This is a genomic window from Algoriphagus sp. AK58, assembly GCF_014324365.1.
Taxonomy (GTDB): domain Bacteria; phylum Bacteroidota; class Bacteroidia; order Cytophagales; family Cyclobacteriaceae; genus Algoriphagus.
This window is the reverse complement of record NZ_QEIG01000022.1, coordinates 41,980-66,185: the sequence shown is the minus strand read 5'-3', so window position 1 is coordinate 66,185 and position 24,206 is coordinate 41,980. Positions and strand designations below refer to the sequence as shown.

The following is a 24,206-nucleotide window of genomic DNA, read 5'->3' as shown; positions in this document are numbered from 1 at the left end:
CTAAAAACAACTTTTGCAATGAATTGATAACTAAGTGCACCTAACGAAAAAAAACAAGGTAAATCGCCCTAAAATCCAGAAAAAAGGCAATTAACCATTCTTTATTCAGGCAAGAATCTTCCCATAAATCGAATCAAACAAATAAAAAAAAAGACCCATGTTCCAGCTAAACACGGGCCTGAAAAATAAACAAACAAACCAATTTATCACACTACTATTTACTCTTACACATCAATCTATTTACATAATACAGCACTTCATTTATATCTATATATTCAAACAAAGAATAATCATTTATCAACCTCCATAAATAACAACCTCAAATACAATTAGGGCCAAGAAGTAAGAAATTTAATTCCAGAAATACTATTCCACTTTAAGACTTACTTCTACACAACCTTCTCAAAGTCGCCTTGGAGAACTTACTTCTTATTCCATACTTGGATTTACTGGTCAAGGAGGTACCGATAGGCGCTTGAGGTGTTTAGTTCCGTTTATTCTTTGTTTGAGCTAAAAATAGTCGACCAAGAAGAAAATAGATTCCTATTGTCAATTTTTGTAAATAAAAAGCATGATCTGAACATTAAAAAAGCCGAACGATGTCCGGCTTTTAAAAATGCTTTTTCAACTGACTTATTCCCACTCAATCGTCGCCGGTGGCTTAGAGGAGATGTCGTACACCACGCGGTTGACACCTTTTACACGATTGATGATTTCATTGGACATTTTTCCCAAAAATTCATACGGAAGGTGAATCCAATCCGCTGTCATACCATCCACAGATCCTACCGCTCGCAAAGCGACTACCCGCTCATAGGTACGTTCATCCCCCATGACACCTACCGACTGGATTGGAAGCAGTATGGCTCCTGCCTGCCAAACCTGATCGTACAGCCCGTGATTCTTCAGTCCCTGAATGAAAATATGATCTACCTCTTGAAGGGTTTTCACTTTTTCCTCTGTGATATCACCCAAGATTCGGATGGCCAAACCTGGTCCTGGGAATGGATGACGCCCGATGATGGTTTCCGGGATTTCCAAAGCTCTTCCCACTTCGCGAACCTCATCTTTGAAAAGGGTATTCAAAGGCTCCACTACAGATAGCTTCATGAAGTCAGGAAGTCCGCCCACATTGTGGTGAGACTTGATCGTGGCAGAAGGTCCTTTTACAGAAACAGACTCGATCACATCAGGATAGATAGTTCCTTGGCCCAACCATTTAACTCCTTCAATCTTGTGCGCTTCATCGTCAAACACTTCGATAAACACGCGACCGATTGCTTTCCGTTTCGCTTCAGGATCGGTCAATCCAGCCAACGCATCATAGAATCGCTTTTTGGCATCGACTCCAATCACATTCAAACCCATGTGCTTGTAGGAGTCGAGTACTTCCTCAAATTCATTTTTGCGAAGTAAACCATTGTCCACAAACACGCAAGTCAGCTGATCGCCGATCGCGCGGTGAATCAAGGTCGCCGCCACGGAAGAGTCAACTCCTCCGGAAAGTCCCATCACAACTTTATCCGAACCGATTTTTCGTTTCAGTTCGGCAACTGTGGAATCTATAAACGTATCGGAAGTCCAATCCTGTGAACAGCCACAAATACCCACCACAAAGTTTCGGAGCAGGTTTTTACCTTCCAAAGAGTGGGTCACTTCCGGGTGAAACTGGATCCCGTAGGTTTTTTCACCTTCGACTTTGAAAGCTGCAACCCGTACCGAAGAGGTACTCGCAATCACTTCAAAACCTGCTGGAAGTTCCTTGATGGTATCGCCATGTGACATCCACACTTGGGAGCCATGGGTCATTTCTTTTAATAGGTCGTGATGGAGATCTATGTGATCGAGATTGGCTCTGCCGTATTCCCGGATGGTAGATGGAAGTACCTCTCCTCCGTATTTACTGGCTAAAAGTTGCGCACCATAGCAAACACCCAAAACAGGTAATTTGCCTCGGAAAGCATCGGTATTGACATCAGGCGCACCTTCGTCTCGCACGGAGCAAGGCGAACCGGAAAGGATGATTCCCTTGATATCGGAAGTGATTTCGGGAACTTTATTGTAAGGGTGAATTTCACAGTAAACGTTCAGTTCTCGGACTCTTCGGGCGATGAGCTGGGTGTACTGAGAACCAAAATCGAGGATAAGGATTTGTTCTGCCATGCGCAAAGGTAATCAGGCTAAGTGGCTTGCAGAAATGTGGCAAAGAAAATTTGGAAAATAGCTCGCTAAAGTTAACCCGCTTAACTGGTTCGCTTCGAATCTAAGGTGAATTAACAATGATTTAGTTAAAAGATGTCAAGCATTTTTTATTCCTAATGATTACTAAGGAAGTTTGGGATACAAAATCTTAAATCCAAATCCCATGACAACAAATCGACTTTTTCTAATCTTATTCTTTTTGATTGGAATCCAGGCAAGTTCTTTAGCACAGGTTAAACCCAAACTCCAGTACAGTATAGGTGCCGGAGGCTCCCATGATGGAGCCAACATGCTTTATGGCATTAATTTCACAAACGAACTTAATTATCGTCTTGGAAAAAGAACATCTCTCAACGCCGGACTATTATTTTATCAATCTATTGGGGGATTGGAAAAAAATGAATTTGCTCCCGGCCAAAGAAACTTAGACAATTCCTCCGGTTTTTTTATCACTCCTTCCTTTAAATACAACCTCATCCAGCGACCCTCTGGGTTTAATTTGTCGTTTGCTTTGGGACCCACTCTTCAGATAGGAGGAGAAGGTTATATGGCCAATATCAATTATTTCAACCCTGAATCCGGGCCTGAGTTAGTCAATTTCATTGACAATTATCAGCGGATTGGAATTTTTGCAGAATTGGAAGCCGAGTGGAAAACCAAAAATCCAAATGTGAGAAATGCAGCCAGTATTTCTGCCAGTGGTTTCGATAGTTACCTACAATGGTACATCAATGCTACCTACAAGGTGAGATTTGGCTTGGGCAAAAAATAGTACTATTCCACAACCTTAAAAGCCAGTATAGGATTTACCACCAAAAGCTGATTCCAGTCCTCATCTGTAAACCCTTTTTCGTTCAGGATTGGAGTCAGCTTTTCAAAAATATGGGTAAAAGGCTGAAAATCTCCCCCACCTATTTTCGCTGGATCATACCAGCCGGCATCATGGGAAATTAGGATATTTCGCAAAATCCCATTTTCCTTAGCAAAAACCAAGCGCTCCACGTAGGGTTCTATAGCCCAGCCAATCCCATCCAAACTGATCCAAACACCCGTTTCGGCAGCTTTTTTATAGTTCTGAAAATCCTGTTCGGCCTGTGCATGGACCCATACAAATTCTGAAGGGTTGACTCCCATTTCTTTCAAAATCCTCACTTCCTGAGAAGCAGTTTTCCAGGTCCCGGTATGAGAAGCTATCGTCAAACCGGTGTTTAAATGCGTGATCGCAGCGGCACGAACGAGCTTTTGGTCAGTTTCTGAAATTGTATCCGCTTCATTGACCGAAATCTTGATAAATCCAGGTTTGATTCCCGTGCCCTCAATTCCATTTTCAAATTCATCAACCCATCGTTTGGCAAGTTGCTCGGCAGTTTCGGTTTGGACAAAGTCAGGAAGATATTTGCCTCCCACAGCCCCATAAAATCCGGTATTGGTCAAAATCTGAATTCCTGACTTTTCGCTAAGCGTTTTCAGTAAAAGTGGATCTTTCGCCAAATAGCTTGGCGTACAATCCAAAATCGTCCGAACTCCATATTTCTTGACTTCCATCAGGTAAGGAAGGACTTTGGCTACGACCGAATCTTGATGCCAACGATCTGAGCTAATTGAATCTGCCCCTATAAAGTCCACCAGCATGTGTTCATGAATGAGCGTCAAGCCCATCGAATCAATGGAAATAGGTCCGGTGACGGTTTCGATGGTACTGATTTCTTTTTCGGTTTGAGATTCAGCGCAGGAAGCAGCAAGGGCAATGAGTAGTAGTAATCCTGAAAAATACTTCATAGCGAATGGTGGTTGGAAGCCTGAAGTTAGGATTTTTTGGTTTGAAGAACTTTATCTGGATAGTGTGAATAAAATTGGAACTAAAGCCTCGGTCTTTGTCCTCACAGACCGAAATCGTCTAGGTGACAGATTCTTCGATATAGCACCTATCGTTCAAAAATAGGGTTGGTTAATTCAAGCTTTAGGAGTGGCCTTTGGAGACTCAGGCCAAGGCAAAGAATCACATTCCACGTGACAAGCCACATCGGTCATCCGACATCCATCATCAGACAACTCTTCCTATTCCACCTCTTCTACTCCAAAAAGCGTCTGTAGCTCAACGGCATCAATTCCTTTTTCTTCCTGAAGGAAGCGCCCAAACGATGCCGTGCTACCATGGGTGAGGTAGACTTTTTCGGCTTCGGTAGCTGCAATTGCAGAGATCAATCCTTCCCAGTCCGCATGATCCGAAAGCACAAATCCTCGATCAGCGGCTCTTCTCCTCCTTGTTCCCCGTACTGCCATCCAACCGGAACAGATTCCTGTACGGTATGGAGAAAATTTCCGCATCCAGGGCGTCCCCATAGCCGAAGGAGGTGCGATGATCAAGGCTCCTTTGAATCGGTTTTTAGGAATATCCTGGGTCACTTTGGGCACATCCCAAAGGGAAATTCCATTCGCCATCAGCGCTTGATTGGTATTCCAGATCGCGCCATGGACGAACACTTCTCCAATCTCTGGATTGAGGTTTTGGATAATACGTTGGGCTTTTCCCAGAGAGTACGCAAAAAGGATAGAATTGCGCCCTTCTTCGGCATTTTCTTTCCACCAGGAATTGATTTGGGCGAATATCTCTGTTTGAGATTCCCACTTATAGATTGGAAGGCCAAAGGTGCACTCGGAGACAAATTCGTGACATTTGACTGGTTCGAAAGGCGTGGAAAGCCCGTCATTTTCGACTTTGTAATCCCCACTGACCACGGCTACTTTTCCCCGATACTCCAGTCTGACTTGGGCCGAACCCGGAATATGTCCTGCCGGATGAAGAGTGATCTTGACTCCATTGATATCCAGGTTTTCTCGATATTCTAATGTATGCAGACTGATTTCAGGTCCCAAACGAAGCTTCATCACCTCTGCCGAATCTAGATGGGCCAGGTAATGCTTCATTCCCCAGCGGGCATGATCGGAGTGTGCATGGGTGATTACTGCCCGCTCTACAGGCCTCCAGGGATCTATAAAAATCCCTGCAGGAGGACAAAAAAGTCCTGATTCGGTGAGTTCGAGAAGCTGCAAATTTCGGATGTGGGATTTCGGACTGGGGATTTTATTGAGAAATTAGAAACAAGAGTCCAAGAGAAAGCCGAGAAATAGGAAAACTAGATTTCATGTGATCATAATTTGACTTTCATTTGCCACATGGAATGCCCTGGATAATCATTCTCCTGTGTGAGAAGCCATTCTCATGGGCATTTCAGCGGGCTGAACTCCGGGCTTCGGGTAGGCCAATCTACCCAATTTTTCACCGACATGGTATTCGTCCAATCCGCTAACGGTAACTGTTTCCAGGATATTCAGATCCAACGATCCATCCATTCGAAGGCCCTTTTCCTCCACATAGATGTGATCGATACTTCCAATCAGCAGTACAGTTTGATTCACCTGTAGTGTTTGGGTCTCTACCAAAGTACATCCGAGTTGCACCGGACTACCTTTAACAAATGGGGCAAAAAAATCTCCCTTCATTTCTTCTTGCAGACCTGTACCTTCAAATTCACTTTCCTCCCAGTTGGCAGCAGTCCAGTGTGCTTCTTTATAAAAAGCAGGAGTCACATGGTTAAGCGTGAAGCTTTTGGTTTCAAAAATATTCTCCAAGGTATCCCGCTTCACTGTATGGGGGCGAAACAGGATGCCTACCAACGGAGGTGCTGCTCCAATATGAAAAACCTGTGAAAATGGGGCAAGATTGGAAACTCCAGAAGAATTCCTTGTACCGATCAGATTTAGGCTTTTATATCCAGAAAGGCAATTGATGAGGTTCCTTCTAAAGAAAGAGTCCAATTGCATCAAATCCTCAGAAGAAAAGTGCCTTGTCATATGGCAATGGCCTCATCTATGGAATCACAGTATCTGATATCCAGCTGATCGATGATATTGTCAGGATAGGTCTGGAGAATTTGGTCTTTGGCGATTTGAACCATTTTTTCAAACCACTTCTCGGAAGGAAGTATTTTTCTGTGGGTTTTCACACCATATTCGAGCATTTCCTTTTTCCAATAAATGAAATACCATTCCATGGTGGGTTGATGAAATGCTCTCAGGGATCTTTTGTCGAAGATAAATTTCTCGAAGCCGCCTGTCTTTACAATTTCCCCGATTTGGTTGAATGCCTCTTTAAAATCTTCAATCGGGATATAATCTGCCAAAAGTTCACAGATGATGGTTTTCTTTTCTTTGCTGACCCATACTCTGGCATAACGCTGCTCAAAGGCCACCTCGAAGTCTTGGATCTCAGAAGAGTTTATCGTTTCGTTCATTGCTGATAGAGTGGGTTTAGTAGATGGAGTTTCGGCTTTTTGAAGTGGCATGGGCCACTTCTTCCTTGACCTCAGTGAGTCTGGCCTCAAGGTTGGACGCGTATTCGAGAGTAGTCCTCATCATATCTTGCTGGGACTGAATCTGCTCCTTCAATCGACAGAGTTCTTTGTTGACCTCTGCCAGTTTTTGCTCATAGTATTGTTGTAGCCTTTCTTTCTCGAGTTGGGCCTTCCTCAATTCTTCCTTAAACAACAGGAATGATTCAGGTGGAGTCTTCATATTCACAGATCTTTCATCTCGGGACCGTACCCGTAATACAGACAAATAGGAATGGGTAATTGTTTTGAATTATTTCAAATTTGACATGCCTCCGTCGAGGTGAAGAATCTGACCAGTCATCCAGGAAGATTTTGGAGAAAGCAAAAAGACAGTAGCCTCGGCAACATCCTCCGAAGTACCGATCCTGCCTAATGGATGACGCTTGTCGGAGGCCTCTTTTTTCTCAGGTGTGGAAAGCAGCGCAGATGCCAAAGGAGTTTCTGTCAATGAGGGCGCGATAGCGTTGACACGTACTTTGGAAGGTGCCCATTCTGCGGCAAGAGAACGAGTAAGTCCCTCAATCGCTCCTTTGGCAGAAGCGATTCCTGCATGAAATCCCATGCCCGTCTGCACGGCAACGGTACTGAATAGAACTACGGAAGGAGACGCAGATTTTTTTAATCCCTTCAGACAAGCTTGAAGAACACGGACAGCGCCAAAAAAATTGACTTCCATTTCATTCATGAAATCCTGTATGGAAATCCGGTGGAAAGGTTTTAGGTTGATCGTTCCTGGACAGTACACCAGACCATCAATGACTTCAGGAAGTCCGGGCATCTCGTCAAAGTCTTTGCTTATATCCAAAGCGGTGGTAATTTGCCCGCTTCTTGAATATAAAAAAAGATTGGCGCCGGCTTCTCTAAGCAAGTTGGCAGTCGCTTTTCCTATTCCGGAGTTTCCTCCGACGATCACAATATTTTTTCCTTCCATCAGTTGTTATTTTTCACATTAAATCAAATCAGGCTGTTTTTGTTTGCATTACTTACAAAAAAACCCCGCTTTTTTTGCAGGGTTTAAGTTGGTTTAGCAGAGGTTTAGCTATTTACTTTTTCAAACTGATGTACTTCATAAATTCATTTCTGCTTTGCTCGTCAGTTTCAAATTTTCCGGAATAGAATGCAGTCACTGTTGAACTATTCGTGTCATTCACTCCTCTTGAACTTACGCACATGTGGTAGGCATCCATGATTACTGCCACATCCTCTGTGCCCAAAGCCTCCTTCAGTTCGTTACCGATTTGCATGGTCAATCTTTCCTGGACCTGTGGTCTTTTGGAATAGTACTGCACGATTCGGTTGATTTTAGAAAGCCCGATTACATTTCCATTGGAGATGTAAGCCACGTGAGCTTTACCATAAATCGGCACGAAATGATGTTCGCAATGCGAATGGAATGTGATGTCCTTTTCCACCAGCATTTCATTGTACTTGTATTTATTTTCGAAAAGCTTGGCAGCAGGCTTATTTTTGGGATTCAGTCCTGAGAAAACCTCCTTTACATACATTTTTGCGACGCGATGCGGAGTACCTTTCAGACTATCGTCTGTCAAATCAAGCCCCATGATATGCATGATTTCACGGAAATGCTTTTCAATCAGCTCTACCTTGAGATCATCATCCATTTCGAAAGCATCCTCTCTGAGGGGTGTCTCAAGAGAAGTTCCTACGTGTTCTTCTCCAATTTCTTCGAATGACGCCCGGGCAATATTAATTCCCATCGTATTCAACAAAGTTTCTTTCTGTTTCATAGAGCCGAATGGTTAATTCGAATTTCCGATCAATTTTTTCCCTCAAAATATTCCAAATAACCACTGCAATGTTTTCAGCAGATGGATTGAGATTTTTGAATTCATCGGTATCCAGATTTAAATTTTTATGATCAAACTTATTTAATACATGAATCTTAATCAGGTCACTGAGTACCTTCATATCATAGACATATCCGGTCTGAGGATCTACTTCCCCTTTCAACTGTACAATCAACTCATAATTGTGACCGTGAAAATTGGGGTTATTACACTTACCGAATACCTCTTCATTTTTTTCAGCCGACCAAGTCGGGTTGAATAATCGATGCGCTGCGTTGAAGTGCTCTTTACGAAATACGGATACTTTCATTGAAGGTAGAAACAGGAGATCTGAAATTTTTGTTTAATTATTTTTCAATTCTTTTAAACAAAAAGACCAACGTCCTGCATGTCAGTTTCTTAATTTATGGAAAGATTGCAAAAGTAGAGATAATTCATCCTCAGCCCAAACTACCCTTTTTTTGCTCTCATCCCTACAACCTAAACGGTTTTGGATTTGGTTCCATGATAGACAGTTTTGCTACTACTGACAAAAATGACAATAATCAGCTTGGCAAAGTTTTTGACTATCTGGGCGATAGCTTACATTTGTTGATCACCCAACCAACTTATTTATGACAATCACCCAAGGAATACTCCTTCCTTTGATCTGGGTTATGAGCTTTACCAATCTCCCGGAAAAAAGTGAAGCTACTCGTGTCGTAGTCAATCCGAAAGACGATTCGGAAATCCTGCTGGAGCATCTATCTGAAAAACACAAAAATTTACCCTCACTTCCTGCTATCGATCTAGCTCTTGAAGGTTACGAAAAACTGGAAAATGAGCTTAAGAATCCACTTTTAACGGTCATTGATTTTTCCTTGCCTTCCACAGAAAAGCGACTTTGGGTAATCGATGTAGAAAAACAGGAAATACTGCTCAATACTGTAGTCTCACATGGCAGAAACTCCGGCATGTTGATGGCGGAAAAGTTCTCCAACCGTCCGGAATCCTACCAAAGCAGTCTTGGATTTTATAAAACAGCCGAAACTTATCACGGAAAGCACGGCTTTTCCCTAAGACTGGATGGCCTCGAAAAAGGGTTTAATGATCAGGCAAGAAACCGCGCTATTGTGATTCATGGCGCTGATTATGCACGAGAAGAAGTAGCCAAAATGTCAGGAAGATTAGGACGGAGTTTGGGATGTCCTGCAGTTCCGACAGAGGTTTCAGATAAGGTAATTAATTTGATAAAAGACGGTTCATTGATTTTTGTGTACGCCCAAGATCAAAACTATCTCAGTAATTCTGAAATGATTCAGCCCTGATCAATTCCTTAAGAATTTCAGCAACTCTCCGTCTCGCCCATAAATATCTGAACGAAAATGGGGAGTCCCTTTGGAATCCGCCCAAAAGGTAAGGTAAATCAAAACAACAGGAATTTTTCGCGGAAGATTGACGATTTGCTCCTTCTCCTGGTGCATGGCTTTTTCGATTTTTTCCAAGGTCCAAGTAGGATCATCTTTCAGCAAAATCTGAGCAAACTTCACTGGATTTTGAAGGCGGATGCATCCATGGCTCAGGGCACGGTCTTCTTTTTCAAAAAGTGATTTGGAAGGAGTATCGTGGATATACACGCTATGGCTGTTTGGGAACATAAATTTGACTAATCCCAAAGAATTGCTCCCTCCTGGCTTTTGTCTAATCATGTAAGGAAAAGACTTAGAAGACCAGTTGATGGTTGAAGGATCCACCAGCTTGCCTGAAGGAGTCACGACCTCCATGTTTTTCTGTTGAAGATAATTGGGGTTTTTCCTGATAGCAGGGATGACCTCGTTTTTTGCAATGGAAACAGGGATATTCCAATATGGGCTGAAAACGATATAGCTCATCTGTGCAGAAAAAATAGGTGACTGATGGTAACTCTTCCCGACAATCACTTTGGAGGAAAATACAGTGTCCAGCTTGTTGACATAGTCTAACTGAAAATTGGCGATATTGACCAAAATAAACTCAGCATCGCGAACGGTATCAGGCAACCATCTGAGTCTTTCCAGATTGATAGCCGCTTTATCCATAAGAAAAGAAGGAGAAGCATTGAATCCAGAAACTGTGTTTTTACCAATTGCACCATCTGGCTCCATCCCGTTTTCTTTTTGAAAACTTTTCACAGCAGCCACCAAAACTGAATCATAAAGCTTTGAATCCAGGTTGTCACCAGACTTCAAATGCCCCCAAAATCGTAACCTTTGGCGGATGGCTGGTATGGCTGAATGGGTATCACCCGGCTTTATTGCTTTATCGATTTTGATAGGTTTCCAATCCAGTGTATCGCTTTTTTTCAGCTCATCCAAGGTCCTGATTACCTCCCTGCCTTTTCGATAAATGGTAAAATCCGGGTACAATTCCTCCAATTTCTTTCTCACAGAGTTTTCCTGGATCGCCCGATTCAGTAAAGAAACATAATCTGCCTTCTGGGGTTTGCGTGAAATCTCCCAAGAAGAAGTTAATTGGGATGGATCCACTTTTCCCCTTTCGAGATGAGAGGCAAGCTTAAAGAAAGCATCCGTCAATAAAAGGTCTAAGTCTGCCAGCTCTTTGTAATCATTGGCCTGTCCCGCTTTTTTATTCGCCTCAAAGGTCTTGAAAAATGAGTCTATCAATCCGATGTGGTAATCAGAAGGATTAAGTCCGTCAAATTTAGACTGCCTGATCTCGAATCTGAGCTCATAAGCCTGTTCGGTGAGAATACCATTGACAGACCAGGCCTCGTCATAGTTTCGGTCATCGTAATAGACATAAATATTCGGAGTGCTATGAAGAGTAATACCCCTGACAGTAATTTTCTTTCCGGGATTTTCCTGCTCCAGTATTAACCTAAGCTGATCAGAAGTAGAACTCCTAAAAAGAGGATACCCCGTGCAAAACCCAAGAGTGGCTATGACCAGAAAAACGGTTAAAAAAAAGGACTTGCTCATACAGAAAGATTATTGAACCTGAAAATCCTGGTATTTCCTTCCCAAAGTCCATGCCTCTTTGAGCATACTGAGGAAATCGCCCATTCTGTGCAAAGGAATCAGATTGGGACCATCACTGAGTGCTTTGGCAGGCTCGGGGTGGGTCTCGATAAAAAAGCCATCTATTCCCGTTGCCGCTGCCGCTCGAGCCAAAATCGGAGCAAACTCGCGTTGCCCCCCACTACTGCCTCCCTGTCCACCAGGCTGCTGTACTGAGTGGGTAATATCGAAAACTACCGGAGCAAACTGACGCATGATCGGCAGCCCCCTCATGTCCACGACCAGATTGTGATAGCCCAATGAAAATCCACGCTCGGTAAGGCAGACATTTTCGTTACCTGTCGATCTGACTTTTTTCACCGCATACTGCATATCCTCAGGTGCCATAAACTGACCTCTCTTGATTTTTACCGCTTTCCCGGTATTGCCTGCTGCCAAAAGCAAATCGGTCTGACGACAAAGAAATGCAGGAATCTGAAGCACATCGACAACTTCGGCGACTTCCGCGGCTTGGTAGCTTTCATGAATATCGGTCACTAAGGGAATGTCTAAGGCCTTTCCAACCCGTTGCAACACTTCCAGGGATTTATCCATCCCAATACTTCTGAATGAACCGGAAGATGTCCGATTGGCTTTGTCGAAAGAAGCCTTAAACACATAGGAAAACCCGTTTTCCTCTGCCCAAGCTTTTACTTTTGTCCCGATTTCCAAACAAATATCAAAGCTTTCCACCGCACAGGGACCAGCAAAAAGAACTGGTTTTTCGGATCCAAGCACCACTCCTTCCCGGATATGCATGGGTTGGGTATTTCGTATCATCATTCCTTATTGGATAAATTTTCGATTAATGGGATAAGCTGTCCTTTAGCATGAAGCAAGATGTCCGAAAACTCGCGGAAGACTCCCTTACCCCCTGCCAGGGGAGAGATATAGTGGACTGCAGATTTGATGTAGGGCAAAGCATCCGAAGGGGCCACCGCCAATCCTACTTTGGACAGAACAGGCAAGTCAATCAGATCATCCCCGATATAGGCTACTTCTTCCAGGGTCAATTCCATGGTCTCCAGAACTTCTGAAAGTTTTTTGAATTTATCCTTGACCCCATGGTAATGAAAATCAAAGCGAAGTTCTTCACATCGGTTTTCGACTACCTGAGAAGCCCGACCGGTAATTGCCCCGACCAAGAAACCGGCCTTTTTCATATGCTGAACGATCAGGCCATCTTTTACATTGTACTTTTTGTATTCCGTTCCGAGGTCGTCATAAATAATCCCTCCGTCGGTGAGTACTCCGTCTATATCAGTGATTAGGACTTTGATGGTTTTGGCTTTTTCAAATACCTCCTCAGGCACGTGATTCAGGTAGTCCTGAATTATTTTTTCTGTTTCCATTGAATTGAATAAAGATCAAGTCTGCGTTGCTCCAGGTTTCTTACACTTCCCGCTTTACGCTGCTTGGTAAGTAAATCAAGGTCCACATCGGCAACAATGGTAGTTTCTGCGTTTTCGGAGGCCATAGCTACCGTGGCATCATGCGGAAATGAAAAATCTGAAGGCGAATAAATGGCTGCCTGAGAATACTGAATGTCCATATTCTCCACTTTAGGAAGGTTTCCGACCGAGCCGGTAATCGCCACATAACATTCATTTTCGATGGCTCGTGCCTTGGCGCAGGTGTTGACGCGAAGGAAGGCATTTTTGGTATCAGTCCAGAACGGTACAAAGAGGATATCCATTTCCTGCTCTGCCAAGATCCTTCCCAGTTCGGGAAATTCCACATCATAGCAGATCAAAATACCTATTCTGCCGGCATCCGTATCAAAGACATTAATCCCGTTTCCACCCTGAAGACCCCAGTAGGCTGCTTCATCCGGAGTGATATGGAGCTTGTATTGCTTGTCCTGGGTACCATCCCTACGACAGAGATAGCTGACATTACGGAGTTTTTTACCATCGTACTCAGGCATGGATCCTGCGATAATGTTGACGTTGTACGAAACGGCCAATTCGCTCATTCGACCTACAATCTCATCCGTGTAATCTGCCAAATTTCGAATGGCTTCAGAGGCATCCATATCATTGAACTCGGCCAACATTGGAGCATTGAAAAACTCTGGGAGCAGACAGAAATCAGATTTATATCCTGAGACTGTATCCACAAAAAACTCTACCTGCTGCATCAGATCATCGACATTCGAAAAGCGGCGCATTTTCCACTGCACCAATCCCAGTCGTACAATTGATTTTTTATTTCCAATGAGTTTTTCTTCCTTTTCGTAATAGATGTTGATCCATTCGAGAAGCGTGGCATAGGCTCTGGAGTCAGTATCTTCGGGAAGGTATTTGGTGATTACTTTTCTGACGTGAAACTCATTGGCCAGCTGAAAGGATAGCACTGGATCAAAAATCTCCCGGTTTTTCACAAAGTCGATATACTTTCTGGGAGTCATTTCATCCGCATACTTGGAATATCCGGGAATCCTCCCCCCTGCAATGATGGAACGGAGGTTGAGGTTTTCACAAAGTTCCTTACGCGCATCATAAAGGCGACGCCCCAGCCTCATTCCCCGGTAATCCGCATGGACAAAAATATCAGTTCCATAAAGGGTGTCTCCATCCGGATCATGGGTGTCAAATTTCCCGTAGCCAGTGATTTCATCATAAGTATGATTATCCCCAAACTTGGAATAATCCACGATAATACTCAGAGCTGCTGCGATGACCTTCCCATTGTCCTCGATACAAATCTGGCCTTCCGGAAATACTTTCAATTGATTTTTGAGTTCTGCTTTGGTCCAAGCGCCACCCTGATTTCTGTAAATTGACACCATGATCTCCCGAATATCTTCATAATCAGAAAGTTTGATATTCCGGAGTTTGAGTCGGTGTTCTAATTCTTCTCTTTGCTTACTCATTTGCCAAAATTACATCAATTAGGTCAGAACTTCTTTAAAATTGGGTTTTTATGAGGATGCACGTCCAATGCAACCCTATCAAGCTGTGCACCACATCTAAGCTCTTGTGAAGATTCTGAAATTTCAATTTTTTATCAGTAAACTCCTGCCATTCCCCCTGAGGAAGAAATTTGAATAATTGGGAAAATAGTCTAATTTTTGTCCTTAAAGACTAAGCTGATTTATTTTTACCAGTCTGAAAATGAAAAGATTACTTCTGGTTTTTGTGTTTTTATTGTCCTGGGAAGCCAACTCTCAGAGCTTTTATCGGTATCGATTTGAGGCGCCGTGGTCTATTTCCGCGGGCATAGGCCCCACACAATATTTTGGGGAATTATATTCATTTTGGAAGTATAGCGAAGGGGTTCAGCCAGATTGGCACGCCAACTTTTCGATTAATTATATCTTTGGGACCCATCTAAAATCCAGGCTGGAAGGTACTTATTACAAAATGTCCGGATCAGATCCTCCATCAGATCCCAGAGCTTATCGAACACCTAGAAACCTTCATTTCCAGGCTAAAAACTGGGAGGTTTCGACCATTATCGAATACTATTGGCATCCGGTCAAAGTCAATAATATCACCCGCCACCTGTGGAATCCTTACATTTTTGCAGGGGTTGGCATGTCGACCAACAATCCTCAGGCACAGCTCGATGGCAATTGGGTGGACCTGCGTCCCCTGCAGCTTGAAAACAACCCTTATGAAAAATACATTGTGGTTTTTCCTATGGGTTTGGGATTTAAATACAAGCTGAATGTATACATGGATTTCCGATTTGAAGGAAATTATCGGTACACTTTGACTGACTACATGGATGATATTTCAGCTTACAATGTAAACGAATTTTACCTAGACCTTGTGGACGATTATGTGTCAGGTGCCAATCCCGACAGATTAAGACTAGCAATCAGAAATCCGAGTTTTATGGATGACAATGGCAATCCGGATGTTCAAAAAATACTCCAAAACCGAGGTAGAATCCGAAGAGGGTCAGGTCTGACCCATCGGTATGATGGATATATGACCTTAAGCGTTGGACTGGAAATTTACTTGTCCGAGGACATCTTCGACAACTGGATATTCCGTAACCGAATCTATGAGAAACGATTTAGATTCTGGTAAATCCCGGGACTAAGGAAAATATCCCTATCAGTTTGGAATGGAGCAAAAAAGCTACAACACAAGGTTGCAGCTTTTTGAAGATCGTTTCTTAGCAAGAAAAAGAAAGATCTCTAATCATTCTTAATACTCAATACCCCCATTTCGGACTTAAAGATCAACGTATCGGTAGTTCCCACAAGATAGGCCGGCATTCCCTTTCTATCTCCTGAAACCACGGCAGCAAGTTCGATACTTTTTGATTTGCAAAACTCAATAATACCCTGCTCGATATCCTTGTGGTTAAACACATGGGTATGTAAGACAAGCTCTTCATGGCCTTTGGAAAATCCAGACATTGCTTGCTCAGATTCGGTAGAGCTGACAAAGCCTTCAGGAGTATTTATATAAACCAAATGAACGGATGCCTTAAACAACTTGGCTATCGGAACCATCTTGGAGAAGGCTTTTTTGGAAGACTCATTAAAAATGGAAGCAAAGGCGATTTTTCGGAAGGCATTTCCATCCAGTACCTTTTTCACGGCCAAAACAGGGCAATGAGATAATCTGATTACTTTTTGGAGATTAGAACCGATGAATTTTCCTTCTATAAACCCTTTTCCGTAAGCACCCAACACAGCTAAGTCTGCCTGAGATTTTTCCAAAACCCGAAGAATCTGCTCATATGGCACCCCTATTTTCACCACGATTTCAATGGGCGCTTTGGCAGGCGCCACTCTTTTCAGGTAGTCAGGTATGACTGATTTAGCTTCCTCCATTTCCTCAATCAGATCTGGATATTTTTTCTTTGCCTCTTCAGGAAGTAAATCCCAATCTACCTCTGAAGGAACTACAGTAACACAGATAATTTTAGCCCCTGATTTCACACTGATCCGCTGGGCTGTTTGAAGTGCAGCAAGAGAATATTCCGAAAAATCGAAAGGTACGACAATGGTTTTCATGGGATGGAAGTTTTGGTTGATGATCAAATTTCACCTTTGTTTCCAAAAAAATCCGTGCAAAAAATCAGCTAAAAACCTGATAAATGTTAGTATAAATCAACTAATTAGAAATCAAATTCCATTTTAACATCACATCTCCCATAGGATCCACATTCCATATTAGCGGGTCTAAAGCCTAATTTTTCATAGAGATGAAGTGCTGGGCCAAGCTTGGTGCTGGAGTAAAGAGCGAGCTTTTTAGCACCTTTCTCCCGAGCAAGCTCAAGGATTCGATTTCCCAACAAAAATCCCACACCTTTTCCCTGAAATGATTCGGCAACGCCCATTTTGATCATTTCCCAAAGGCCATCTCCCTTAGGAATCAAAGCTACCGTTCCGACAATTTCCTGTCCGACTTTTGCAAAAATAATTTCCCCTCCTTTTGCCAAAATAGTCTCCTCAGGATGCTCAAGCTGATCAATATCAAACTGCTCAAGGGAAAAATATTTTGATACCCAAGCCTTATTGATGGACTCAAAGTAGGGCTGAAGCTCTGGAGAATAAGGAATAATCTCAATAGAATGCATAGTAGCGATCAGAAATACCTACCAAAAGTAGCCAGAAAGGATTAGCTTAGAAACGGTAAAATCAATCCCTTGAAAAATATGAGAAAGACATTTCTTCTGCTTGGCCTGTTGATTTTTGCGCTAGCGACACACTATGCACAGGCACAAACTCCCGAGGAAAAAATCAAACAATTGGGTCTTAGCATCCCTGAGGTAAGCCAACCCATCGCCAACTATGTAAAATGGAAGCAGGTGGGCAACCTACTCTACCTCGCCGGAAGCGGACCAAAAATCTACGGGAAAGTAGGCGCGGACCTCAGTGTCGAACAAGGCTATGAAGCTGCCCGGGCTACCGGATTGGAAATCATTGCCGTACTCAAGGCTGCCACAGGCGATCTGAGTCGCATCAAGCAATTTGTCAAAGTACTGGGAATGGTCAATGCGACTCCGGAATTTACGGCCCAACCTGCAGTCATCAATGGATTCTCTGATCTGATGGTAGAAGTGTTTGGAGAAAAGGGAAAGCATGCACGGTCTGCCGTGGGAGTTGGTTCCCTACCCAACAATATGGCCGTAGAGATTGAGGTGATCGTGGAGTTGGAGGATAAGTAAGCGGTAGCAGTGTTAAGTGACCTGTATGCCCTTACACGGTGACTGAACACTGAATACTGACCACTAAAAAAGACTTCCCTGAAACCCATGGCCTTCCAACTCTAGGAGGGCCTTTTTTCTGTCCAATCCTCCCGCATATCCAGTTAAGCTGCCGTCGCTTCCCAGTATCCGATGACAAGGAAGAATGACTAAAATAGGATTGGCACCAATCGCTGCCCCAACAGCCCGGATGGCAGCAGGATTACCAAGCTTTTGCGAAAGCTTCATGTACGTGGTCGTCTGCCCAAAAGGAATCTTAGCCACTTCCATCCATACTTTTCGCTGAAAGTCCGTCCCTCCCAGTCCGATCGGCATATCGAAGTTTTTTCTTTTCCCAGCAAAATACTCCTCCAACTGCTCTTTGGCACTCAAAAGCACCTGATCCAACATTTCATCGTCAGTTTGCTCCTCGGTAAACTGCAAACGGCTCAGACAACCCTCTCGGGACTCAAGCAGGATATTACCAAAAGGGGAAGAGATGATGGGCATAGGAAAAGGTGAATTGGTTAATAGTTAATTGGTTTGAAAAGCGATTGGACATTGACCAAGCAATATTTCAACGCTATTTCACGAAGCAAAGTGGCGTCTATTTCAACAGTATTTCTATTGGATCTCAGATTTCAACTCATCGCCAGGCGGTACCTCCACACTTCCCGGACTTGCTCAATGTCCACTTCGAATGGAATGTAGATCGGATTGGCTGAGCAAAGCAAGAGTTTCTGATCCGATTTGATTTTGTTGTAAGCAATCTTGAAGGTCACCCCATCCTGCTCGGTGACGATCACGTAGCGTTCTCCGTCTTTGATCGCCATCCAGTCATCCACGTATTCGCACACGATCCAAGCTCCATCGGGAATCGGCAGCATGGAGTCTCCATCCACCTGAAATACCCTATGCTTTTTGTCTGTGGGCAAAAAAGGCAATGAAAATCGAGGCAACTCAGAGATAAACTCCGGATCGGCAAAACCTGCCAAATAACTGGCCTTTGCTCGTTGAGAGACCACCTCGATCAGTTCGCGTCCCTCGGCATCTACCGTGGTAGAGAGAATTCGCAGCTTTCGCCCCCGGAGAAACTGATCGGTCTCCAGAAGCTCACGGAGCTTGTATTCGGAGTAGGTAGTCAAGTCTTCACGGAGAAGTATATCTATAGAAACTCCGAGTTGATCGGAGATTTTCACCAACGTATCCAAAGGAGGATTGATGTTGAGTTCGTAGCCTGCGAGTTTGGATCGGGAGATGCCTACAGCTTCAGAAAAGGTTTCCTGGGTGAAGCCTTTCTTTTTGCGGAGGAATTTGAGGTTGGTATTTAATGACATTGATATTTTTAAGATATGCTGTGCGAGATAGTTTTTAAGATATAGCTAAAGCTGAGATACTTGAGGAGATACGCTGTGAGAGATAATTTTTTAAGATATGGCTAAAGCCGAGATAAAAATGAAGATATGCTGCGCGAGATAGTTTGACACTATCCCAAATCCTTCTTGGCTTCATAGGTCGTTTTTATCTGCCCATTTAATTTAATCTGTAAATTTTTCGCGATCGAAAACATGGCTTCGTGTTCTTCTTTAGCAACGATTCCTCGTTCAAACCCAAGATCAATCCAGTGATCCATGCCCTCAGATAGTGAGGCTCTTGAGATATAATAAAATCTAATCCGCTCCAGAAAATGATATCTAGCATACCCCTCGGCAATATTTGCCCCAACAGAATCGATAGCCTCCAACATTTGGTCTCCCCAAGTTTTACGCTGGTGATATCCCAACCTCTCGTAAATCAGCCAAGCCATAGCGGATAATTCCCTTGCCAATTTATAGATCGTTAATTCTTTGAGCGGGATATACTTCGATTTTTCATTCATAGCTATAATAAATTAAAAACCAATACTATACAATTATTTTTCAAGACAGCTACGCAGATATTTTCAAGATATGACTGCGTCAAATAGCCCCTATCTCGCGAAGCATATCTTCATTTCTTCAAGATAGCTACGCAGATATTTTTAAGATATGACTGTGTCAGATAGGTCCTATCTCGCGAAGCATATCTTCATTTTTCAAGACAGCTGCGCAGATATTTTCAAGATATGACTACGTCAAATAGCCCCTATCTTGCGAAGCATATCTTCATTTTTCAAGACAGCTACGCAGATATTCTCAAGATATGACTGCGTCAAATAGCCCCTATATCGCGAAGCATATCTTCATTTTTCAAGATAGCTACGCAGATATTTTCAAGATATGACTACGTCAAATAGCACCTATATCGCGAAGCATATCTTCATTTTTCAAGACAGCTGCGCAGATATTTTCAAGATATGACTGCGTCAAATAGCCCCTATCTCGCGCAGCATATCTTTTTTAACCCCGACAACTCCCGCCACTTTCCTAACCCAAATCTACTCTTTTTGATTAAATTATAAACATTAAAATGTTAAAATAATCAACAAAAAGCCATGGAAGGGAAGCGAAGCATTGTGCATATGGATTTGGACACGTTTTTTGTGTCAGTAGAGCGGCTTTTTGACAGCCGACTGAATGGCAAACCCATCCTGATCGGAGGATCGAGTGACCGGGGAGTGGTGGCCTCATGCAGCTACGAGGCGCGTAAGTTTGGGGTGCACTCGGCCATGCCCATGCGGACCGCGAGGCAACTCTGCCCCGAGGCGGTGATCGTACGGGGGGATTTTGAGAAATACAGCCAAAAATCCCACGAGGTCACCGAGATCATCAAGGAGTCCGTCCCGCTTTTTGAAAAGTCCTCCATCGACGAGTTTTACATCGACCTCACGGGCATGGACCGCTTCTTTGGCTGCTTCAAGCTCGCCCACGAACTCCGGCAACGCATCATCCGCGAGAGTGGACTCAATATCTCCATGGGCGTATCCGAAAACAAAACCGTCTCCAAAGTCGCCACCGGAGAGGCCAAGCCCAACAACGAAAAGCAGGTGCCTTTCGGTGAGGAAAAGCCCTTTCTCGCCCCACTCTCCGTACGCAAAATCCCCATGATCGGCGAGAAAACCTCCCAAACCCTCTACAACATGGGCGTCAAAAAAGTCCATACCCTGCAGCAGATGCCCTCCGAACTGCTCGAAGCGACCTTTGGCAAAAACGGGAAGATGATCTGGGAAAAAGCCAACGGCATCGATCGCTCTCCGGTGATCCCCTACTCCGAGGCCAAGTCGGTCTCCTCCGAAAACACCTTCGAAGAGGACACCATCGATGTGAAATTGCTGGAAGCTACCCTCGTAGCGATGACCGAGCAGCTCGCCTCCAAACTCCGGCAAAAAGGCCAACTCACCGCCTGTGTGAGCGTGAAGATCCGCTACTCGGACTTTGAGACGCATACCATGCAGCAGCGGATCCCCTACACCTCGGCAGACCACACGCTCCTGCCCGTGGTGAAGGAACTCTTTCGCAAGCTCTATAGCCGCCGACTCCTCATCCGTCTGATCGGTGTGCGCTTCAGCAGTCTGGTCTATGGCAACTATCAGATCAAGCTCTTCGAAGACAGCCAAGAGCAGATCAACCTCTATCAGGCCCTCGACAAGCTCAACGTGAAGTACGGCGACAAAACTGTCTGCCGGGCCGTGGCCATGGGCGTGGGAAGGAGAAGATTTAATCCATTTAATGGAATGGAGGTGTGAGAAAGTAAGAAGTAAGAAAGCACGTGTGTGAGTAGCTTAAAAATGTAATCTCTCGATCGTAACCGAAAATAAATAGGTAAATTTTCGGTTACGATCGAGGAAATTCACATTTTATCCTCCACCATAATCGTAGATGTCTTGTCTTTGGTCAGATTCATTGCTCCTGATTGGGTAGGAACGGTCACTTCTGATTGGTTTGTTACCTGACCACTTATGCCTCCCAAATACAGTTGAAGGTCCGCCTTACTTCGATCGAGAAAAAGATTCAACGATTCGATGCCTACCACCTGAAGCTGGGAGTTATTACCCCCCGAAAAATCCAAGTGTTTCACGCCATGATCCTTATCCAAGGCTAGATGTCCTGCTATAGAATTGACTTTTAAGGTATCCAACCCCATACTTCTCAAGCGAACTTCGGTCACTCGGTCCATGATGATGGACTTGATGCCTCCTACCTGAATGGAAAAATTTCCGTTTGGTCTTTGTCTCATCCCCTTGATAAACAAGGTGTCGTTGCGGACTTCATGAATAAATGGATCCGGATCTCCATAATTTTTGTCACGATTATGAGAAGTAAACACTCTGTCATACTGAATAGATCCTTTTTTACTTCCATCAAGCTGAACAACCCAAGAGTCACTGATTGAAACGACTGAAAAATCACCCAAGATCTCCCACGATTTGTTTTCAATCTTCTCGACAATGGATGCCCCTCTCAGCATGGAATAGCGAAAAGACACAAGCAAGGTGACCATGATACTGGCCCAAGCGAAAAGAAGGAAAGAGAAAAGAATTTTATTACTGGTTTTCATTTTCATGGAGTTGTTGGATTAAGGGTTCAAAATCAGCCAAGGTCAATCGAAGTACCTTGGCCTGATGGACGAGTTTGGGGAGTTCATCTTGGATGAATTGGGCCTTTTCATCAGCAGCCAATTGCCGCCTGGCCTGATCGGAGACAAAAAAACCGATCCCGCGACGATTGTCGATGATGCCCTCCTGCTCCATCAGCGCATAGCTGCGCATGACGGTGTTGCGGTTGACCTCAATATCGGCTGCCAGCTCACGGACAGAAGGAATCCGATCTCCTGGAGCGAGCTTACCCGTGAGAATCTGATCCACAAGCCAGTCCCGGATTTGGAGAAAGATGGTTTTGTGATCGCCAAATTCCATCCTAAACCTCCCGCTCTTTTAATTTGAAATACGCTACCACATAGCTCAAAGCCGAAGCAGTGTACAGTAGGAAGATGATCACCAATATCATCAGTGGTACACGGTCAAAAATCTCTGGCTGATCAATACTTATACTGAAGTCCCAAACCGATTTTTCCTTGCTAAATAGGATTTGTGACAAACCAATCGAAGAACCTGCCAAAATCAAATAATAGACAAAAAGACTAAGCGGGGTCAGAACCACATTCCACTTGCCGAAATACAGACTTCCTGAGAAAAGTAAAGAAATGAGAAGAAGAGAAATTCCTGCAACCAAAAGCTGAATTGCCCAAGTATTTCCAGAGGAGGACATAAAAAGTGTCAATTCAAGAAAAGAGATATCAGAAACTCCCGTTACCCCAATGACTTGATCAATCAAATCTGTCCAAATCCAATGGGCCGCCTGAATGGCTGTCCAAAAGATAAAAGGCAACACCAACTCTGCCAAGGCCATGAAGAAGACAAACTGAGCTGTCAATTTCTCCAAAATCGAGGACGGCAAAAGCAAATAAAACTCGGCTGATGATCTACTGCGCAACTCTTTGAAGCTTTGGGCAATGACCACAAACAAAACCAAAACTCTAAAAGCAATAAAAAGACTGATGTAGGCACTCTTATCCCAAATCGAATGATTAGGATTTCCCCCATCAATATATAGCTCAAATTGTCTGGCACTTTCTGAATTTTTATACCACACAAAAAGCATGAATAACAGGGTGAAGAAAAATGTACCGATAACCAGCATCAAATAATACTTCCTATGAAGCAAAAACTCCAAGCGCATCAAATTAGCTATCCTTTTGAAAGACAATTCCTTCATAGCTTCACTTCATTTAGATCTGACACATATTTCCCCTCTATATTCCCTTCGATTACTGCCTGAAAGAGCATTTCCAGGTCTGGACTTCCCCCGCTTATCCCGCCGTTTGATTTGGTAATATATCGGGCGCCCAAAAGATGGGCTTCAGTATAAATGGAATCCGGCGGGCTATCTGCCCCCTGACCAAAAACAAAAGACTCTTCAAGGATTTCTATATCTGCCTGAAGCTTGATTTTCCCCTCATCCAAAACCACCACCTGATCGATCAAATGCTCGATATCCTTGACCTGATGGGTGGAAATGACCAAAAGTTGATCCTCTCCCAGATTGGCAGAGACCACTTTTCGAAAAGCACTTTTAGAAGGAATATCCAGCCCGTTCGTGGGTTCGTCGAAAAGTAATAGCCTCGTTCCTGCACTCAACCCAATAGCGATTTGGAGTTTTTTTTGCTGCCCGTAGGAAAGATTGGCGATGCGATGACTTGCCTCGATCTGAAAATCCAACAGCAATCGATTCATCTTCTCCGAATCAAATCCAGAATAAAACTCTCTATAAATGCCGACGTATTCGCTGACTTTTAGGTGTTCTGGAATTGATACTTTCTCCGGGATAAACAACAGTTGATCCAAAAACCGAAGTGGACGATCAAATGTCATTTCCCCCTCACAGAGGACCCTTCCGGCTGTTGGGCGAAGTAACCCTGCCATCAATCGGATCAAAGTGGATTTCCCGGCCCCATTTTTACCCAGTAATCCGACCACCTTTCCACTTTTCAACTCCCAATCCAACCCCTCAAAAAGCAGAGGCCTCTTTGGGTAACCAAAATTTACCTGCTCAAAAACAATCATTCCATTAAAATTTATGTGTCATAGTGTATTATGACACCAACATACCTCATTAGAATTTGCATTCCAAATTTTT

The 24,206-nt window shown here is 43.7% G+C and carries 27 protein-coding genes; 5 read left to right on the top strand and 22 right to left on the bottom strand.

The features are described from left to right. Nucleotides 1-633 precede the first annotated feature (633 nt). Nucleotides 634-2,163, bottom strand: coding sequence for a glutamine-hydrolyzing GMP synthase (guaA, locus tag DDT91_RS18205; RefSeq protein ID WP_187177623.1), 1,530 nt, complete (start codon nt 2,161-2,163; stop codon nt 634-636). A 202-nt stretch (nt 2,164-2,365) separates the two neighbouring features. Between guaA and DDT91_RS18200 the strand changes: the two genes are divergently transcribed. Further along, nucleotides 2,366-2,974 carry a hypothetical protein gene (locus DDT91_RS18200; protein ID WP_187177622.1) on the top strand — a complete coding sequence of 203 codons (609 nt, stop codon included), beginning with the start codon at nt 2,366-2,368 and terminating at the stop codon, nt 2,972-2,974. A gap of 2 nt (nt 2,975-2,976) precedes the next feature. Here the strand turns inward: DDT91_RS18200 and DDT91_RS18195 are convergent, their stop codons facing one another. The 8 genes from DDT91_RS18195 to DDT91_RS18160 all read right to left on the bottom strand — a co-directional run bounded on the left by DDT91_RS18195 (nt 2,977) and on the right by DDT91_RS18160 (nt 8,714). Then, entirely contained in the window at nt 2,977-3,981 is a 1,005-nt protein-coding gene (locus tag DDT91_RS18195) for a phosphotriesterase (protein ID WP_187177621.1), read from the bottom strand. Between the two features lie 279 nt (nt 3,982-4,260). Continuing rightward, nucleotides 4,261-5,256: a ligase-associated DNA damage response exonuclease gene (locus tag DDT91_RS18190; protein WP_187177620.1), complete on the bottom strand. Its 996-nt coding sequence runs from the start codon at nt 5,254-5,256 to the stop codon at nt 4,261-4,263. A gap of 141 nt (nt 5,257-5,397) precedes the next feature. Continuing rightward, on the bottom strand, nt 5,398-6,057 hold the full coding sequence (locus DDT91_RS18185; RefSeq protein ID WP_187177619.1) for a flavin reductase family protein: 660 nt from the start codon (nt 6,055-6,057) through the stop codon (nt 5,398-5,400). Beyond that, nucleotides 6,054-6,497 carry a hypothetical protein gene (locus tag DDT91_RS18180; protein ID WP_187177618.1) on the bottom strand — a complete coding sequence of 148 codons (444 nt, stop codon included), beginning with the start codon at nt 6,495-6,497 and terminating at the stop codon, nt 6,054-6,056. The genes DDT91_RS18185 and DDT91_RS18180 overlap by 4 nt, the downstream gene beginning before the upstream one ends. A 16-nt stretch (nt 6,498-6,513) precedes the next feature. Further along, nucleotides 6,514-6,777 carry a hypothetical protein gene (locus DDT91_RS18175; RefSeq protein ID WP_187177617.1) on the bottom strand — a complete coding sequence of 88 codons (264 nt, stop codon included), beginning with the start codon at nt 6,775-6,777 and terminating at the stop codon, nt 6,514-6,516. A gap of 69 nt (nt 6,778-6,846) precedes the next feature. Then, the gene (locus DDT91_RS18170) at nt 6,847-7,527 is read right to left on the bottom strand and encodes an SDR family NAD(P)-dependent oxidoreductase (protein WP_187177616.1); all 681 of its coding nucleotides are present in this window, start codon (nt 7,525-7,527) and stop codon (nt 6,847-6,849) included. A gap of 112 nt (nt 7,528-7,639) precedes the next feature. Next, nucleotides 7,640-8,344, bottom strand: coding sequence for a GTP cyclohydrolase I FolE (gene folE, locus DDT91_RS18165; RefSeq protein ID WP_187177615.1), 705 nt, complete (start codon nt 8,342-8,344; stop codon nt 7,640-7,642). Next, nucleotides 8,304-8,714 carry a 6-carboxytetrahydropterin synthase gene (locus DDT91_RS18160; RefSeq protein WP_187177614.1) on the bottom strand — a complete coding sequence of 137 codons (411 nt, stop codon included), beginning with the start codon at nt 8,712-8,714 and terminating at the stop codon, nt 8,304-8,306. The genes folE and DDT91_RS18160 overlap by 41 nt, the downstream gene beginning before the upstream one ends. Before the next feature lie 304 nt (nt 8,715-9,018). Here DDT91_RS18160 and DDT91_RS18155 point away from each other — a divergent pair, with 304 nt between their 5' ends. Beyond that, nucleotides 9,019-9,711 (top strand): murein L,D-transpeptidase catalytic domain family protein, encoded by a 693-nt coding sequence (locus tag DDT91_RS18155; RefSeq protein ID WP_187177613.1) that lies wholly within the window; start codon nt 9,019-9,021, stop codon nt 9,709-9,711. On the opposite strand, the gene DDT91_RS18150 is transcribed toward DDT91_RS18155, so the two are convergent. Genes DDT91_RS18150 through DDT91_RS18135 form a run of 4 tightly spaced genes read right to left on the bottom strand, consistent with a single transcriptional unit; the run spans nt 9,712 to nt 14,314 of the window. Then, on the bottom strand, nt 9,712-11,361 hold the full coding sequence (locus tag DDT91_RS18150; RefSeq protein WP_187177612.1) for a murein L,D-transpeptidase: 1,650 nt from the start codon (nt 11,359-11,361) through the stop codon (nt 9,712-9,714). Nucleotides 11,362-11,370: 9 nt separating this feature from the next. Continuing rightward, on the bottom strand, nt 11,371-12,219 hold the full coding sequence (kdsA, locus tag DDT91_RS18145; RefSeq protein WP_187177704.1) for a 3-deoxy-8-phosphooctulonate synthase: 849 nt from the start codon (nt 12,217-12,219) through the stop codon (nt 11,371-11,373). After that, entirely contained in the window at nt 12,219-12,791 is a 573-nt protein-coding gene (locus tag DDT91_RS18140) for an HAD family hydrolase (protein ID WP_222718683.1), read from the bottom strand. The genes kdsA and DDT91_RS18140 overlap by 1 nt, the downstream gene beginning before the upstream one ends. Next, nucleotides 12,773-14,314, bottom strand: coding sequence for a bifunctional GNAT family N-acetyltransferase/carbon-nitrogen hydrolase family protein (locus DDT91_RS18135; RefSeq protein WP_187177611.1), 1,542 nt, complete (start codon nt 14,312-14,314; stop codon nt 12,773-12,775). The genes DDT91_RS18140 and DDT91_RS18135 overlap by 19 nt, the downstream gene beginning before the upstream one ends. A 241-nt stretch (nt 14,315-14,555) precedes the next feature. Here DDT91_RS18135 and DDT91_RS18130 point away from each other — a divergent pair, with 241 nt between their 5' ends. Further along, complete coding sequence (locus DDT91_RS18130; RefSeq protein ID WP_187177610.1) at nt 14,556-15,479, top strand: DUF6089 family protein; 924 nt, start codon at nt 14,556-14,558, stop codon at nt 15,477-15,479. A 110-nt stretch (nt 15,480-15,589) separates the two neighbouring features. On the opposite strand, the gene DDT91_RS18125 is transcribed toward DDT91_RS18130, so the two are convergent. Then, nucleotides 15,590-16,417, bottom strand: a complete 828-nt coding sequence (locus DDT91_RS18125) for a universal stress protein (protein ID WP_187177609.1) — start codon at nt 16,415-16,417, stop codon at nt 15,590-15,592. A 104-nt stretch (nt 16,418-16,521) separates the two neighbouring features. Continuing rightward, nucleotides 16,522-16,983 (bottom strand): GNAT family N-acetyltransferase, encoded by a 462-nt coding sequence (locus DDT91_RS18120; RefSeq protein WP_187177608.1) that lies wholly within the window; start codon nt 16,981-16,983, stop codon nt 16,522-16,524. Between the two features lie 78 nt (nt 16,984-17,061). On the opposite strand from DDT91_RS18120, the gene DDT91_RS18115 reads away from it, so the two are divergent. Next, nucleotides 17,062-17,574: a RidA family protein gene (locus tag DDT91_RS18115; protein ID WP_187177607.1), complete on the top strand. Its 513-nt coding sequence runs from the start codon at nt 17,062-17,064 to the stop codon at nt 17,572-17,574. Nucleotides 17,575-17,637: 63 nt separating this feature from the next. On the opposite strand, the gene DDT91_RS18110 is transcribed toward DDT91_RS18115, so the two are convergent. The 3 genes from DDT91_RS18110 to DDT91_RS18100 all read right to left on the bottom strand — a co-directional run bounded on the left by DDT91_RS18110 (nt 17,638) and on the right by DDT91_RS18100 (nt 19,471). Then, the gene (locus DDT91_RS18110; protein ID WP_187177606.1) at nt 17,638-18,102 is read right to left on the bottom strand and encodes a methylated-DNA--[protein]-cysteine S-methyltransferase; all 465 of its coding nucleotides are present in this window, start codon (nt 18,100-18,102) and stop codon (nt 17,638-17,640) included. A gap of 131 nt (nt 18,103-18,233) precedes the next feature. Beyond that, nucleotides 18,234-18,929: a LexA family transcriptional regulator gene (locus tag DDT91_RS18105; protein WP_187177605.1), complete on the bottom strand. Its 696-nt coding sequence runs from the start codon at nt 18,927-18,929 to the stop codon at nt 18,234-18,236. 149 nt (nt 18,930-19,078) lie between these two features. Next, nucleotides 19,079-19,471: a four helix bundle protein gene (locus tag DDT91_RS18100; RefSeq protein ID WP_187177604.1), complete on the bottom strand. Its 393-nt coding sequence runs from the start codon at nt 19,469-19,471 to the stop codon at nt 19,079-19,081. 594 nt (nt 19,472-20,065) lie between these two features. Here DDT91_RS18100 and dinB point away from each other — a divergent pair. Then, on the top strand, nt 20,066-21,256 hold the full coding sequence (dinB, locus tag DDT91_RS18095; RefSeq protein ID WP_187177603.1) for a DNA polymerase IV: 1,191 nt from the start codon (nt 20,066-20,068) through the stop codon (nt 21,254-21,256). 104 nt (nt 21,257-21,360) lie between these two features. On the opposite strand, the gene DDT91_RS18090 is transcribed toward dinB, so the two are convergent. The 4 genes from DDT91_RS18090 to DDT91_RS18075 are packed head-to-tail and all read right to left on the bottom strand — an operon-like array spanning nt 21,361 to nt 24,133. Next, the gene (locus DDT91_RS18090; protein ID WP_187177602.1) at nt 21,361-22,068 is read right to left on the bottom strand and encodes a hypothetical protein; all 708 of its coding nucleotides are present in this window, start codon (nt 22,066-22,068) and stop codon (nt 21,361-21,363) included. Continuing rightward, nucleotides 22,055-22,426 carry a GntR family transcriptional regulator gene (locus DDT91_RS18085; protein ID WP_187177601.1) on the bottom strand — a complete coding sequence of 124 codons (372 nt, stop codon included), beginning with the start codon at nt 22,424-22,426 and terminating at the stop codon, nt 22,055-22,057. Before DDT91_RS18085 ends, DDT91_RS18090 begins: the two co-directional genes overlap by 14 nt. A 1-nt stretch (nt 22,427) precedes the next feature. Then, complete coding sequence (locus DDT91_RS18080; protein WP_187177600.1) at nt 22,428-23,285, bottom strand: hypothetical protein; 858 nt, start codon at nt 23,283-23,285, stop codon at nt 22,428-22,430. Beyond that, nucleotides 23,282-24,133 (bottom strand): ATP-binding cassette domain-containing protein, encoded by an 852-nt coding sequence (locus DDT91_RS18075; protein ID WP_187177599.1) that lies wholly within the window; start codon nt 24,131-24,133, stop codon nt 23,282-23,284. The genes DDT91_RS18080 and DDT91_RS18075 overlap by 4 nt, the downstream gene beginning before the upstream one ends. Nucleotides 24,134-24,206 lie beyond the last annotated feature (73 nt).

Bases quoted from the DNA above. Each gene is read 5' to 3' on its own strand.
- guaA (WP_187177623.1), bottom strand. From the start codon at position 2,163: ATGGCAGAACAAATCCTTATCCTCGATTTTGGTTCTCAGTACACCCAG.
- DDT91_RS18200 (WP_187177622.1), top strand. From the start codon at position 2,366: ATGACAACAAATCGACTTTTTCTAATCTTATTCTTTTTGATTGGAATC.
- DDT91_RS18195 (WP_187177621.1), bottom strand. From the start codon at position 3,981: ATGAAGTATTTTTCAGGATTACTACTACTCATTGCCCTTGCTGCTTCC.
- DDT91_RS18185 (WP_187177619.1), bottom strand. From the start codon at position 6,057: ATGACAAGGCACTTTTCTTCTGAGGATTTGATGCAATTGGACTCTTTC.
- DDT91_RS18180 (WP_187177618.1), bottom strand. From the start codon at position 6,497: ATGAACGAAACGATAAACTCTTCTGAGATCCAAGACTTCGAGGTGGCC.
- DDT91_RS18175 (WP_187177617.1), bottom strand. From the start codon at position 6,777: ATGAAGACTCCACCTGAATCATTCCTGTTGTTTAAGGAAGAATTGAGG.
- DDT91_RS18170 (WP_187177616.1), bottom strand. From the start codon at position 7,527: ATGGAAGGAAAAAATATTGTGATCGTCGGAGGAAACTCCGGAATAGGA.
- folE (WP_187177615.1), bottom strand. From the start codon at position 8,344: ATGAAACAGAAAGAAACTTTGTTGAATACGATGGGAATTAATATTGCC.
- DDT91_RS18160 (WP_187177614.1), bottom strand. From the start codon at position 8,714: ATGAAAGTATCCGTATTTCGTAAAGAGCACTTCAACGCAGCGCATCGA.
- DDT91_RS18155 (WP_187177613.1), top strand. From the start codon at position 9,019: ATGACAATCACCCAAGGAATACTCCTTCCTTTGATCTGGGTTATGAGC.
- DDT91_RS18150 (WP_187177612.1), bottom strand. From the start codon at position 11,361: ATGAGCAAGTCCTTTTTTTTAACCGTTTTTCTGGTCATAGCCACTCTT.
- kdsA (WP_187177704.1), bottom strand. From the start codon at position 12,219: ATGATACGAAATACCCAACCCATGCATATCCGGGAAGGAGTGGTGCTT.
- DDT91_RS18140 (WP_222718683.1), bottom strand. From the start codon at position 12,791: ATGGAAACAGAAAAAATAATTCAGGACTACCTGAATCACGTGCCTGAG.
- DDT91_RS18135 (WP_187177611.1), bottom strand. From the start codon at position 14,314: ATGAGTAAGCAAAGAGAAGAATTAGAACACCGACTCAAACTCCGGAAT.
- DDT91_RS18130 (WP_187177610.1), top strand. From the start codon at position 14,556: ATGAAAAGATTACTTCTGGTTTTTGTGTTTTTATTGTCCTGGGAAGCC.
- DDT91_RS18125 (WP_187177609.1), bottom strand. From the start codon at position 16,417: ATGAAAACCATTGTCGTACCTTTCGATTTTTCGGAATATTCTCTTGCT.
- DDT91_RS18120 (WP_187177608.1), bottom strand. From the start codon at position 16,983: ATGCATTCTATTGAGATTATTCCTTATTCTCCAGAGCTTCAGCCCTAC.
- DDT91_RS18115 (WP_187177607.1), top strand. From the start codon at position 17,062: ATGAGAAAGACATTTCTTCTGCTTGGCCTGTTGATTTTTGCGCTAGCG.
- DDT91_RS18110 (WP_187177606.1), bottom strand. From the start codon at position 18,102: ATGCCCATCATCTCTTCCCCTTTTGGTAATATCCTGCTTGAGTCCCGA.
- DDT91_RS18105 (WP_187177605.1), bottom strand. From the start codon at position 18,929: ATGTCATTAAATACCAACCTCAAATTCCTCCGCAAAAAGAAAGGCTTC.
- DDT91_RS18100 (WP_187177604.1), bottom strand. From the start codon at position 19,471: ATGAATGAAAAATCGAAGTATATCCCGCTCAAAGAATTAACGATCTAT.
- dinB (WP_187177603.1), top strand. From the start codon at position 20,066: ATGGAAGGGAAGCGAAGCATTGTGCATATGGATTTGGACACGTTTTTT.
- DDT91_RS18090 (WP_187177602.1), bottom strand. From the start codon at position 22,068: ATGAAAACCAGTAATAAAATTCTTTTCTCTTTCCTTCTTTTCGCTTGG.
- DDT91_RS18085 (WP_187177601.1), bottom strand. From the start codon at position 22,426: ATGGAATTTGGCGATCACAAAACCATCTTTCTCCAAATCCGGGACTGG.
- DDT91_RS18080 (WP_187177600.1), bottom strand. From the start codon at position 23,285: ATGAAGGAATTGTCTTTCAAAAGGATAGCTAATTTGATGCGCTTGGAG.
- DDT91_RS18075 (WP_187177599.1), bottom strand. From the start codon at position 24,133: ATGATTGTTTTTGAGCAGGTAAATTTTGGTTACCCAAAGAGGCCTCTG.